Genomic DNA, 12863 nt, shown 5'->3' with positions numbered 1-12863 from the left:
AACAAACTATTTAGTCAGCACTTGAGCGCACGACGCGTCATGCTAACTAGGTGCTACGGATACAGCACCTACGCAACATGACCCAACGGATCAGGACGAAAACGGTAGAAAATGTAATAATACAAGTAAAGAAAGACTGTCACCAAAATCATCCTTTTGGCCACAGCCCTACATCTAATTTTATGAACTTTGTTCCTTTCGCACTTGAAGTTCTGCTACTGCCTCATTAAACTCTTTCTCAGTATACTTATAGAAATACATCAATACTAGGCGAATCAAAGAACCTAAGGCTGGTAATAAAGCAATCACAAAAAACAATCCTGTCATCGTTCCTTCTGTTTGAGCTTGATTCGGAACGTAGTTGATCACAGTCAAAATGACCCCAGTTGCACCACCTGCTAACGCAACGGAGAGTTTGCCGGTGAAAGTTTGACCAGAAAAAGTGACGGCTTCGGATCGCTGCCCTGTACGCACTTCTGTGAGTTCGATTGTTTCAGAGAGCATGGCGGAAATAAGTGGCCCTGTCGCCGTATACAAGATCATTGTCACAGTCAAAAAGGCTAAAACTAACATCGTATTGCTGTATCCCGTCATGAAGAAAACTATACGGACCAGGATGTCTGCAATAAGAATCGTCATCAAGATATGTTTCTTGTAAAAATACTTTGTCAGCATCGGGATAAAAAAGAAACCGACGCAGGCTAAAAGACTAATAACACCAAAGGCAGCCATTAAGGAAGCGTTGCCAAGATTGTATGTGAAAAAATAGATATTCAATGTTAACGTAATATTCACAAATACATTGCAGAAAAACGTCGCTAAAATGATAAACATCGGCTTGTTGCCTTTGACTACTTTGATGGCATCTCGTATCCGCACACGTTGTTTGGGAGGTTCTACACGCTCCTTCGTGTTACGAAAACCTACAAACATCAATGGAAGCATGAGTAACGATAGAATGACCACTGCATAGAAAAATCCATCATCCAGACTACCGCCACCTAGAAATTCGGCTAATGGCGTAAAAAGGAGCGTCGGAATTCCGATCCCAACGAAGACCCCTAAATTGGCATACGTGACAAGTTTGGTTCGTTCCTGAGGTTCTTGACTCATCACAGCAGACATCGACCAGAAGGGAACATCCGATACTGTGTAAAATACACCCCACAAAATATAAGTAGCTCCTGCGAAAATCACGCTCGCTGTCGGGCTAAGATTGAGTGGCAGAAAAGCGATAATTGTAATCATAAAGATGAAGAATGGCATGTAAAGCAAATATTGCCGGAACTTACCGTGTTTTGATCGCTTCGTATCCATAATCGATGCCATGAGCGGGTCATTAGCCGCATCAAACGTGCGGGCAATGACGAAAATCATACTCGCTGCAAGAGCTGAGATGCCAAGAATATCCGTGTAGAAATACATTATATAGGTTCCGATGAGCCCGAAACTGATACACTGGCCCATCCCATAACTGAAGTAAGACAGCACCTCCTTATTGCTTATTTTCTTCCTTTCCGGTGCGTCTGTGTTGATCATCGTTGCTCGTTCCTCCATTTTCCCTCTCTCCTTTCCTATCATTCGAAAATAAATCCTCGTGTATGCTTCTGATTCAATAGTTTTTTCACTTCTTCAGGATCAAATTTATATTCGTGATCATGCGTCAGTAACCCATTGACCTCTTGTTGAACATCTGACAGTTGCGTGTAGCAAAAACCGCAAAAATGCTCGTTATCCATCACAGCAGAAATTAACGCAGATATTCGCTCCCAAGCCTCTTCTTTCGATTCAGGACGATCACCATAACCCCAATCTTTCTCTTGATTCAAAGTCTGTTCGGAATAAGCCACTCCTCCAAACTCACTTAAAATGATAGGTTGCCCTTCATATTCATAGCCTTGAGCATAGGTAAATTTATTGCTCGTCACAGAAGGTGCCCCTTCAACAAATTCCTCTTTTAAGTGATAGGCGCTGTGTATTTTTTCCGGCTTCTGGGCATAGTCGTGAATCGTTAAAATGTCCGTTTTCGTCTGTTCCCAACCGTCGTTTCCGATCACAAGTCTTGTAGGATCAAGCGCTTTCGTCATGGAATAGAGAGAATCGACGAAATGCTGTTGCTGCTTGTTCGCATAGATCTCATTCACACCCCAAGACTCATTCATGATCGTGTAAATGATCGTACTAGGATGGTTGTAGTGTTTCTGAATAATCTCTTGCCACTCAGAATATGCTCGGGCCGCAGATCCTCGATGAAACTTATAAAAGCTTGGCATTTCAGCCCAAGTAACCAGCCCTAATTTGTCGCACAAGTATAAAAATCTGTGAGTTCCCACTGTCTGATGTTTTCTTAAGCCATTGAATCCCATTGCCTTGATTTTTTCGATATCATCCAGTTCAGCCGACGGTGACGGAGCAGTCATCAAAGTCTCTTTGTAATAGCCTTGATCCAGTATCAGCTTCTGATAAAATTTTTCGTAATTTAGCAGGATCTCGTTCCCTTTTACTGAAACGGCTCTCATACCAAAATAACTTTCCACTTCATCCTTCACCTTGTCATCTTCCTCTATAGTCAAAACGATGTCATACAGCTCTGGAGACTCAGGCGACCAATAGGCGAGACGAAAATCCGGAGTATCTGAATCAATCGTCAGAATTGTTTTTGTGTAATGAGAGATGTTTTTCACTGTCACCTCTGTAATCAGCGTCCCTTTTAAGTAAACGCTCATAGTTAATGCTAACCGCTTCTGAGTCGTTTCTGGGATATGACAAAACGTCTCCACAACTAACTGGCCCTTATCAATATCCGGAGTCATCTGAATACTCTCAATATAGAGATCGCTTACAAATTCCATCCATAATGACTGCCAAATCCCTGTTGTGCGTGAATACCAACATAAAAAGTTATCCTCTTTCCAAGACTGCTTGCCAATTGGTTGATCCGTCCGGTTAAAATCTTCTACACGAATGGTTATATTCAAGGTTTCTTCGTCGTTCCCTGGCTTATATGAGAGTGAGAACGGAGTGTGGCCCCCTTCATGTTCACCCACTTGAAATCCATTGATCCAAACGACGGTCTTGTAATCTACCGCTTCAAAATGAAGAAGAATCGTTTTATTCTTTTGTCTTTCATCTAAACGAACAACTCGTTCATACCAAACAATGGGAGAGTTCTTGGAGTGGCTAGAATGCATATCACTCTCCTGAACAAACGGGAGATGAATCACGTCTCCTTTTGGAAGGTTTTCATACCAGCGATCGTTCACCCCTTGGTCCTCAGGATCTGTGGCAAACCACCACTCCCCTTGTAGTTCAAGCCAATCGCTTCGCTTGAACTGAGGATTAGGTGCAAGACTTTGTCCAACTTCTTGAAAACTATCAAGCTCTATCATTCAAATCAACCTTTCATTACTTAAATAGTAGTTTAATTACCTCAAAAACGGTAATAATAAATAAAAAAATAAAGCGCATTCATTTGCGTGGTTTTATTGTAACCGTTTTTATAGTAATAAACAAGAGCCTCCACCAAAAATAATTTGATGAAGGCTCTTTTCGTTCGATAGTTCTATATTTAAACATCTAATGTTAAGTGAATCCCCTGCTCGTAATTACCGAATTTATGGCCAAATAAGTTAAATCCGCCTTTATTATCTGCATCCTCTTTTATTCCTATTTTTATTGATATAAAAGGGTGTTTCTCTAGCTCTAACTGGTCAATATTCACTGTGTCAATGATATTATTCCCATCAATAAAGCATCCTTCATGGGTGATCTTCCATCGCTTTAGCATGCCATACTGTGTATAATTCGTATGCCACCATGAAGGTGTTAAAAATCCACGTTCGCCACCAAAATCACTAGGAGAAGTCCATGTTCCCACCTCTATACCATTGATCCAAACCGTGATATCCGATGGCCAATCCAGTTTATGATTTGGTGCCTCTGAACATAACTCAGCAGCAACTTCGATCTCTTTCACTTTTGCTCCATAGGGGATCTTGTTCTGAAACCGATACTCCACAAATCCGTGACGCATGAAAAGAAGTTGAGCCTCTTTCCTTCCTGGTTCATAAAAAGCACGAGGATCATCTTGCATACCTATATAACTTTTTTCTCCAACTAAGCCACAGTTTGGCTGAACATAACAATCGAAATAGTCCCCTATCGGCATATCTATAAAGAACTGTTTATCGTTTATTTCTTTTTCTTTTTCAAAAAGATCAAGAATAATTCGGTCATAATTTTTGGCATTCACTTTTTGTGTGCCACGTCCCGGAACCAATTCCGTTGAGATTAATTGCACATCTTCTAACTTTTTTACATTTGTAGCCGTTGTAGAAAAAGGAAGGTTCAATTTTTCTGCCAATTCATTGACGTTATGGGGCCGGACGCTTAAAATACGCAATATTTCAAGTCGATGCTTGTTGGCGATCGCTTTTAATACTTTTAATGATTCTTCGTCGTATGATACATGCTTAGACTTCAATGTTATCCCTCATCTCCTCATTACTGGGGACGATTTTCATACGTCAACAAAGATAAATTTTGCCTTACATATGAGAACCTGTAGTGTGAATATGTACCCCGAACATTTCTTTCTTGTCCTTGAAGTATACCAATTAACGATTCAATATTCACTTTTTACGAGAAAGCATTTGCCTAGCACCCTTTGATTATCGCTTTACGGACTATTTAAAAAAGTTGAAATCACCGGTCCACATTGTTTAATTTTTAAATAAAAATGCAGGTACACGCTCACTATGTATGATCACGTTTATCATCTATCATCCGATCGATAAAATCCATTGCGCAATTAGAAATGCGGCTATTAGACAAGCTACTCCCAAGCCCCTATAAATATAGAGCGTTTTCTCGCCAATCTCCTCATCATCCTGACCCTTCCGATAAGGCAAGATGAATCCAATAACCCAAGCGGCAATGATTCCAATTGCCAGAATTAGGCCTGTAATAAAGTCCATCTATTTTCCTCCTTTGCCGCGAGTTACCTTCTTTTTTTATGTGTGAGAGATGGTTGTACTCACCCGTACCCCCTATCGACTATAATGAAAACTTGCTCAACATGGATATCAATTAAAGAAGGCTTTCAATTAAAGTAGGGACAAACTTAATCTCGTCTCGGCAAAGTTTGTCCCTCTTCTTATCGTTTCGAGACTAACTTGCTTCGTTAAACAACAAAAAAGCACCTCGTCAGGTGCTTTCCATTTACATCAACTGCATTGTCGTTATACAAGTGTCATCGCCTTCAAATGTAGAAATATCTGATTCTACTGTTTTTCCATCGTGCTCAATTATGACCTGATACGTGTGATCACGAGGCAACCACAAATCGATAAATCCGTTTGGAAGAGATTCCATCGTTTCGTCTACTATAACATTTCCATTATCATCTTCAATGTATACGTCAAACTGTTCACCTGTCAATTCTCCCTGACAACCTGTCAGGTTATGAATGCTTCAAGGGTGAGTTTCATTTTCATAAGGCGCGATTGATACAAAGAAGTCATCTTCAGGAAGGTCATACGTTTGTTCGCTTTCATCTGTGTCTGTGACAATCAGCTGGTGAGATGTGATGGAAGCGACTTGATTCTCGATGTTTCCAACACTATAATCATGAACCAATTCTTTAATATCATTCGTTTCAACTTCTTCAGACGCCGAATTGTCGTCATTCGAAACGAAATTATACGCCACCACAGCCACAATGAGCAGCCCTAAAAACGATAAGATTTTTATTTTCATAAACTGTTCACCACCTTTTACTTTATATTTATTCTTTCGTTTTATAGCGTGTATTTCTTTGGGTCAGAACGAATGTTCACAAATTCTACGAAACATTACTCGTAGAACCACCTGTCTCGTGAAAATGATCTCTACGTGATCTATAGGTACATCCCCTGTCCCTACCCATTATATTAAACTAATATTGTGAAGAAAACATGGAGTGATATTGTCATATCTGTGAACAATATTTCCCAAATTATCATATGGTCTTCATGGGGATCTCGTAAGCCTACCAGCATGGATTTCTACCTCATTTAGTTTTGCGACGACTGTTATAAATATCAGTAAAAATCGGTGCAGCTAATTTTAAGAAGAAAAAGAGAAAAACAAACGCTGCTAAGCCAAACACGGCTACTTGTCCTAAACTTATATCTAAAAAATTCCTTAGAATAAGATTAATAACTAAAATTCCAGTTGCATACAAACCTGCGTTTATGAAAATGACTTTATTAGTAATCGCTCTCATCCTCCCCGCCAATAAAAAGCCAACTACCCTAGTGCTTGGCCGTTTCAATGAAGATAAATGAAAGAAGCGAACTCTATTTTCAGTCCGCTCCTGTCCTCGAGAACTTTGTTTTATTCCTGCGGACCATCTACTTTCCCCGTCTCAACCAATTGCTTTAAGTTATCGAACATAAGACCCCAGCCGTGTTCGGTTTGATCGTGATATTCCTGCACTGATTTATCTATGTCTTCCTTCGTCCATCCCTCTTCGTGTGGAACAAAAATGACATGAGTGAAAACCATTTCACAGCCCTGTTCTAAAGGAATAAAATCTACGGTCATTCGGTCTTCGGAATCACTGAATTGTGGCATTTTCACTGTTAATACAATTTTATTTAATGGCTCCACTTCTATATATTCACCTATAGCTCTGTAATCTGTGCCATCGCGATGATCGACAATTTCCCACGTGCCCCCAACATGAGGTTCATTGTTTGCTACTTGATTTGTCTGCTCCATCGTAAAAAACCATTTCTTCATCTTTTCAGGATTCATCCATGCATCAAATAAGCTATCTGCTGAAGCACTAAATTGGCGAGTCATTGTTAACGTAGTCGTTGAAGTATTCATTCTCATCATTCCTTTACTGCCTAATGCCCTAATTATACCATATTGGAGCTCTAAAAAAGTGCCCGCCCCCAGCACGCTGGAGTCAGGCACCTATTTTTTCTAATAATGGTCTTCCTCAGCAGCTATGGCATCTGCCTTCATTTCATGCACGGTGCCGAATGGGTGCTCTGGCGGTGCGTAAGACAGCTGGTTTTTATAATTAATTACCCTTAAAAACCTACCTTATCATTCCCTAATCAGCAGCCCTCACGTACAAAAACGAGAGACTCAACACTAACAACCATTATTTAACTCTTTTTCTACGCATCCATTTCGTAGCAGCCCACTTATCACCCTTAATAATCGGAGCACCGCCATGCAGAGTTAACTCGTTCAAGTCTTGATTGTTATAGAAATACTCAAAATACACCGCCATCCCTTTTTGAGGGGATACAGAAAAGCCAAGTTCCGGGAAGAAGGTCTCTCCACCTTCTTCAACATCATTTAAATACATCACTAAGGTGCTAATCCTCGGATTATCCACTGAGTGGTTTTTGGATGAAAAAAAATCAAAGTGAGCTTTGTACTCTTGACCTATTTTATAATTTAAAATTAGCAAGTCTTCTCCGTGTTCAAAAGGGATATTCATGATTTGCGAGAGTCTTTTTTCAATTCTCATAACAACCTCATTTTCACTTTCTTCTAAAAACATACTAGTACTTGTTCTGAGGTCATTTTCATTACGTGAACTTCCTACTTTCGAACGCTTCATTCTGTCTTTTGATAAGCTGATCAATTCATCACATTCTTCATCACTTAAGACATTCCCTAACACGACAATCAATGGTTCTTCAACTCGCGCAACGATGTTGATTTCCCTATCTTCCGTTACAATTTTATTTCCAACATGGTGAAAAATCGTTTGTTCTTTACTAGTCATATCTTTAGAATCAACGTTCATCCTCATCAACCTCTTTTTAAATTTTCAGAAAATTTAACCTACAAGCATTTCATCTAATAATTTTTTCGATCACCTTCATTTATATTTCCAGCAAACGTTTGAATAACTCTCTACTCTCTATTCTCTACTCTCTATTCTCTATTCTCTTTCATTTTACACTCGGCCTGTTTATTTTACTACCATTTTATTACTATATTTCTATAAAAAGAAAATTTATCGACGTTGAGTTTCCTACTCTCATCTCTTAACATAGTCAAAACTTTGTTCATATGAGACTGGCGCATCCTCCCTTTATCATGTGACGAATAATGGAAGGAAGGCACGCCAATCACGATTTAACCTTCATATCTAGCTTTCTAGTTCCTTCTATATTAAATAGAGAAAGTATCTAGTGACGAGAGATAAGCCCCAAGTTAAACCTGATTTCCCTAAAGAAACTTCTTCTTCTTGAACATAAGCATGCTCTTTATACGTCCCGTCTTGAGCAACCTTCAGGCTGTGGTGTTTCATATAATCTTCCATATTGTTTGTTAAAGCCTCAGCGAACTCTTCGCTATCCACGACGACCATGACCTCTGTGCTTAAGAACGTACTTCTAGGGTCTACATTAAATGATCCAACAGCACTCACCCTATCATCAAAAACAAACGTTTTTCCGTGAAGTGATTCGGACGGACCTTGAAACTCGTAAATCTCCAACCCTGAATCCACGATGTCTTCCCTGACCCTTGAATACCCTGAATAGGCGAGCACATTTGAAGTGGCAGAAAGAGAATTAGTCAAAATGCTTACTTCTTTAGAGGTCACCTCATCCAAATGTATGTGCTCCATCATATTCTCAGTAGGGATGACATAAGGACTTTGAATAAGCACAGATTTTGAAGCCCCTTCTGCCATACTGGCAAGACCTTTCCATACCAAAGGTTCTTTATTCAGACGATCGATTGGGTTATGAATGAAGCTGACTTTGTTAGCTGGAAATGACTTATCTAACCAATCAACGTCTTGGTTAAACATGTCACTATGTAACTCTTGCAGTTCTTGATGGCGCTCTCGCAGAGTCGCGAGACCTTCTCTTGCCTCCCTATCATTAGGTCCAAAGCGTTCATTCGTCGGATGTTCTGAAAAATCGTGGACCCAAATGTAATCAAAGTAATCTTCCATCTCTTTCAATACGCTGTCATGATTATTTCTCATGTCCGTATCAAGTACCACAAGATCCCTATCATTAGAGGCTCCCTTATATCCTTCTGGCGCAAAATATTTATCGCCAATGTTTCGACCTCCAACCATTGCTCGTTCATTATCCACAATCATTAATTTATCGTGAAGCCTGTTATTCCAAGTCCAAGGACGCAAAGCATCAAATGGTTCATAAAATTTTATCTCGATGTTCGGATGATACGAGAAGGCATACATAATTTCTTTTAAATCACCTCTTAAATGATGGAATATCCCATCCATAAGAAGTCGAACGTCCACTCCTCGGTCAGCTGCATCCACGATTGTCGAGAAAAATATATCACTGGATAGTCCATCGTGCCATGTATAAAAAGACACATCTATAGAGTCACTAGCATTTTCCATAAGGTGAATACGTGCTAAGCCCGATTCATATCGATCTTCAAGTAAGACGATTCTGTCCTTGGAAAGCTCGTCGCTATAAAACTGTTGAGAATCTTCAACTGTATGACTCCCCTTGTTTGGTTCGGCAAACTGAAACAGGAGCACTCCTGAGATGAACGCATAAATAACGTACATGCTAACCAATCCAAACAGAACAAAAGCGATTTTTTTACTTATTTTAACGGCCATCTTCCATCTCCTCTCCGGATATTATCGTGCTGAGTTAATATAAGTGGCCAGGAATTCTTCAGGAAGATGAAGTTTCTCATGATTCATGATGAAATGGGTGTCATTTTCGGTCTCTTTAGCCTTATTTATTTCTTTATGGAGCCTTTCCATCTTCTCATCCAGTCGGCCTGCCGTTTCTGCTGCCTCCTTTAATTCCTGAAGAATCGCAGGGGGCGCTTCGTGGTTATATTTATAATAAATTTTATGTTCAAGACTAGCCCAGAAATCCATAGCAATCGTGCGTATTTGAACTTCAACATACACGTCAAGAACTCTATCAGACATAAAGACAGGAATCTCAAGAATTAAATGAAGACTTTGGTACCCATTAGGCTTTGGGTTCATGATATAATCTTTTCGTTCCACCACTTGAATATCTTTTTGATTCTCTAGCATATAACTTAACTCGTATATATCTGATATAAAAGAGCACGTGATCCGAATACCCGCAATATCGTGAATGGTGTCTCTAATCGCCGGGAGGGTCAGATCAATGCCTTTCCTGTGAACCTTTTTCAAAATGCTTTCCGGTGTCTTTATACGAGACTTCACATGTTCAATCGGATTATAATCATGAATGTAATGAAACTCCTGCTGTAAAATATCTATCTTCGTACTTAATTCATCCAACGCAAACTGGTACGTCATCATAAACCGCGTGAGTTCCTTTTTCACTGCTTTCAGTTTTTTCACGTTTGATGGGGTAAATAAAGTTTCCATTTACTTTTCCTCCTGTTTTTTCTAGGGTTATTCGCGCTTATACTACGATCTGCAAGAACTAGTCGACTTCTTAGGACGCGGGCAAAGATCCGCTTGAACTTCCTGACTTCTAAGCCATTTAACGATCTTCTCGACAGATGTTTTCTCAGAAGAGAAGTTACTCTCCGTGTTATAGAAACGATTCGAAAGTTCTCTATCTTGATCATATGATTGATTGAATCTATTCATCTTGAATGCCACCTCTTCCACTTAGCTTCTCTTCTTCATTTTATAAAAGGTTTATGAACTCATTATGAACTGGAGAAAGGTTTTTTTAATCATCAAAAAAACCATGTTCTTCTCGTGAAGAACATGGTTCACATGTTAATTGAATACTCATCTTTATAGTTGATGAACTCAGCATGCCCCTGCAAGGAGACGCTTAGTTTTCATCTAACGGGATCACTACCGTGAAGGTCGACCCTTTATGATGTTCGCTTGTCACTTGGATATCAAAGTTATGAATGGAAAGAATCTTCTTGACGATCGATAACCCCAGGCCATTTCCTTCGATGGAACTGCTTCTCGCTTTGTCGACCTTGTAAAACCTGTTAAATAAATGAGGAATCTCCTCTTCTGGGATGCCTTTCCCGTTATCTTCGATGCTTACTTCGATGTTTTTACCAATTTCTTTGAGTGTGCATGTCAACGTTTCACCTTGAGGGGAATATTTAATAGCGTTGGCTAACAAATTTACCCACACTTGGTTTAGTAAATCTTCATCTGCCTTCACTTCAACCGAATCCAAGTTCAGCTCTAAACCAAGCTGCTTCTTTTTCCAGAGAGGCTCCGTGGCAAGGACCGCTCGTCTAAATTGTTCATCGAGTCGGTATTTAACGTGCTTAAGGGGATAATGATCCGATTCAAGAGAAGCAAGTTGCAGAAGATTTTCGCTTAACCTTGAAAGCCTTTGTGTTTCTTCATATATGATATCAAGGTATTCTTTTTGGTTTTTTTTAGGAACAACATCGTCCCGAATGGCTTTTGTAAACCCTCTGATAGAGGTAAGAGGTGATTGAAATTCATGAGACACGCTGCTCACAAAATCATCTCTCATTTTATCTATTTGCTCCACTTCCGAAGCCATATGATTAAAACTGCGGATCAATTCGCCCACTTCATCTTGATTATTTTTGTTTTTTAGCCTGATGGAAAAATTCCCCTTTGCCATCTCCTTAGCGGCCGTCGTTAATTTCTTGATCGGGTCAACGACGTAACGTGAGGCCAGAAAAATCAGCAAGCTCCCGCAAATCAGCACAATCAAAAGAGCCATCGAAATGACGTAACGGATCGCTTCTCCTTCTTCTTCATAATCCATATGAACAAATAGTGCATACTGCTCCTGCCCTATTTCAAGGGGGACCCCTCCCACTCTAGCAGCATCCTCATGGAAAACGACTGGCACGTCTGCCTCCGAAGAGATCACCTCTTGAAAAGCACTTCCGTCAACATCAAAAGGACGATCATTTGTGAAAGTCTCCCCTTCTTCATTCACAATCAGAACATCGAAATGAAAATCTTTCAGCGTGTCTATCATCTCATCGACATTTTCCACGTCCGTCATTTCCAAAACGTTTGCCGCTCCTTTAGTAACATTGGTAATTTCCTCTTCAAACAACACTCCGGGCTGAAAGACATTAGAGGTAATCGTATAGGAAACGAATAAGCTAATTAACACGACACCAATAAAAGTCGCAACAATACGTAAATACAGGCTTTTCTTAAGCATCAGGTTTCCTCCAGCCGATATCCTAGGCCTCTAACAGTGGAAATGGTCAGTTCAGGAAACCGAACGAGTTGTTCCCTTAATCGCTTAATATGAACATCTACTGTTCTTTCATCCCCTTCATAGTCGTACCCCCAAATTCTCTCAATCAGCTGAGCACGAGTGAAAATTTTACCAGTAGAGCCCGCAAGCATAAATAATAGTTCACATTCCTTCCGTTTCAATTGTACTGTTTCGGAGGGGGATTCTACCACAAGACGACCTAGATCGATCGAGACATCTCCTACTCTCACAAGGTTTTCCAAGTGATTATGATAGCGTTTTAACAGAGCTTTCACCCTTAAATTTAATTCTACCGGGTCAAACGGCTTGACGAGATAGTCATCGGTGCCCGCATTAAATCCTCTAACTTTGTCCTGTGATTCTCCTTTAGCCGTCACCATAAGAATCGGAATATTTAAAAACGAGCGAATATCTTCCGTTAGCTCAATGCCATCTACACGGGGCATCATCACATCAACAATGGCCAAGTGAATGGTTTCCTTGGTCAAAAGATCCAATGCCTCTTGACCATCTCCAGCTTCGACCACTTTGAACTGGCTATTTTCAAGGTACAGCCTCATCAATTTCCGAATATGTGCGTCATCATCAGCGACTAAAATCGTATTCATTGCGTCCCAGCCTTTCTACTAATTGTAGTAACCTTTGTCT

At 40.0% G+C, this 12863-nt stretch carries 13 protein-coding genes; all 13 read right to left on the bottom strand.

Translation table 11 applies throughout. The features are described from left to right. Positions 1 to 180: 180 nt before the first annotated feature. The 13 genes from CR194_RS04155 to CR194_RS04085 all read right to left on the bottom strand — a co-directional run bounded on the left by CR194_RS04155 (position 181) and on the right by CR194_RS04085 (position 12823). Positions 181 to 1557, bottom strand: coding sequence for an MFS transporter (locus CR194_RS04155; protein ID WP_110608364.1), 1377 nt, complete (start codon positions 1555 to 1557; stop codon positions 181 to 183). Positions 1558 to 1577: 20 nt separating this feature from the next. Then, entirely contained in the window at positions 1578 to 3389 is a 1812-nt protein-coding gene (locus CR194_RS04150) for a sugar-binding domain-containing protein (protein WP_110608363.1), read from the bottom strand. Between the two features lie 179 nt (positions 3390 to 3568). Further along, positions 3569 to 4483, bottom strand: a complete 915-nt coding sequence (locus tag CR194_RS04145; RefSeq protein ID WP_110608362.1) for an ArsR/SmtB family transcription factor — start codon at positions 4481 to 4483, stop codon at positions 3569 to 3571. Between the two features lie 298 nt (positions 4484 to 4781). Next, on the bottom strand, positions 4782 to 4976 hold the full coding sequence (locus CR194_RS04140; protein ID WP_110608361.1) for a hypothetical protein: 195 nt from the start codon (positions 4974 to 4976) through the stop codon (positions 4782 to 4784). Between the two features lie 244 nt (positions 4977 to 5220). Next, the gene (locus CR194_RS20385; RefSeq protein ID WP_199228117.1) at positions 5221 to 5757 is read right to left on the bottom strand and encodes a CueP family metal-binding protein; all 537 of its coding nucleotides are present in this window, start codon (positions 5755 to 5757) and stop codon (positions 5221 to 5223) included. A 292-nt stretch (positions 5758 to 6049) separates the two neighbouring features. Beyond that, on the bottom strand, positions 6050 to 6265 hold the full coding sequence (locus tag CR194_RS04125; RefSeq protein WP_110608358.1) for a hypothetical protein: 216 nt from the start codon (positions 6263 to 6265) through the stop codon (positions 6050 to 6052). Between the two features lie 110 nt (positions 6266 to 6375). Beyond that, positions 6376 to 6873 (bottom strand): SRPBCC family protein, encoded by a 498-nt coding sequence (locus CR194_RS04120; protein WP_233254217.1) that lies wholly within the window; start codon positions 6871 to 6873, stop codon positions 6376 to 6378. A 283-nt stretch (positions 6874 to 7156) separates the two neighbouring features. Further along, positions 7157 to 7792, bottom strand: a complete 636-nt coding sequence (locus tag CR194_RS04110; protein WP_408640724.1) for a 2OG-Fe(II) oxygenase — start codon at positions 7790 to 7792, stop codon at positions 7157 to 7159. A gap of 387 nt (positions 7793 to 8179) precedes the next feature. After that, a complete protein-coding gene (locus tag CR194_RS04105) occupies positions 8180 to 9628 on the bottom strand; it encodes a phospholipase D-like domain-containing protein (RefSeq protein ID WP_110608356.1) in 1449 nt (482 codons plus the stop codon). A gap of 21 nt (positions 9629 to 9649) precedes the next feature. After that, entirely contained in the window at positions 9650 to 10387 is a 738-nt protein-coding gene (locus CR194_RS04100; RefSeq protein WP_110608355.1) for a GTP pyrophosphokinase, read from the bottom strand. A 42-nt stretch (positions 10388 to 10429) separates the two neighbouring features. Beyond that, on the bottom strand, positions 10430 to 10615 hold the full coding sequence (locus CR194_RS04095; protein WP_110608354.1) for a hypothetical protein: 186 nt from the start codon (positions 10613 to 10615) through the stop codon (positions 10430 to 10432). 193 nt (positions 10616 to 10808) lie between these two features. After that, positions 10809 to 12155 carry a sensor histidine kinase gene (locus tag CR194_RS04090; RefSeq protein ID WP_110608353.1) on the bottom strand — a complete coding sequence of 449 codons (1347 nt, stop codon included), beginning with the start codon at positions 12153 to 12155 and terminating at the stop codon, positions 10809 to 10811. Next, positions 12155 to 12823, bottom strand: coding sequence for a response regulator transcription factor (locus CR194_RS04085; RefSeq protein WP_110608352.1), 669 nt, complete (start codon positions 12821 to 12823; stop codon positions 12155 to 12157). Before CR194_RS04085 ends, CR194_RS04090 begins: the two co-directional genes overlap by 1 nt. Positions 12824 to 12863 lie beyond the last annotated feature (40 nt).

Source organism: Salipaludibacillus keqinensis (genome assembly GCF_003226325.1).
GTDB classification, from domain to species: Bacteria; Bacillota; Bacilli; order Bacillales; family Salisediminibacteriaceae; genus Salipaludibacillus; species Salipaludibacillus keqinensis.
The sequence above is the reverse complement of the archived record's forward strand: the minus strand, read 5'-3'. Positions and strand labels throughout refer to the sequence as shown.

Coding starts and splice junctions, on each gene's coding strand:
- CR194_RS04090 (WP_110608353.1), bottom strand. CDS start 12,155: ATGCTTAAGAAAAGCCTGTATTTACGTATTGTTGCGACTTTTATTGGT.
- CR194_RS04110 (WP_408640724.1), bottom strand. CDS start 7,792: ATGACTAGTAAAGAACAAACGATTTTTCACCATGTTGGAAATAAAATT.
- CR194_RS04095 (WP_110608354.1), bottom strand. CDS start 10,615: ATGAATAGATTCAATCAATCATATGATCAAGATAGAGAACTTTCGAAT.
- CR194_RS04105 (WP_110608356.1), bottom strand. CDS start 9,628: ATGGCCGTTAAAATAAGTAAAAAAATCGCTTTTGTTCTGTTTGGATTG.
- CR194_RS04140 (WP_110608361.1), bottom strand. CDS start 4,976: ATGGACTTTATTACAGGCCTAATTCTGGCAATTGGAATCATTGCCGCT.
- CR194_RS04085 (WP_110608352.1), bottom strand. CDS start 12,823: ATGAATACGATTTTAGTCGCTGATGATGACGCACATATTCGGAAATTG.
- CR194_RS04155 (WP_110608364.1), bottom strand. CDS start 1,557: ATGGAGGAACGAGCAACGATGATCAACACAGACGCACCGGAAAGGAAG.
- CR194_RS04125 (WP_110608358.1), bottom strand. CDS start 6,265: ATGAGAGCGATTACTAATAAAGTCATTTTCATAAACGCAGGTTTGTAT.
- CR194_RS04100 (WP_110608355.1), bottom strand. CDS start 10,387: ATGGAAACTTTATTTACCCCATCAAACGTGAAAAAACTGAAAGCAGTG.
- CR194_RS04120 (WP_233254217.1), bottom strand. CDS start 6,873: ATGAATACTTCAACGACTACGTTAACAATGACTCGCCAATTTAGTGCT.
- CR194_RS04150 (WP_110608363.1), bottom strand. CDS start 3,389: ATGATAGAGCTTGATAGTTTTCAAGAAGTTGGACAAAGTCTTGCACCT.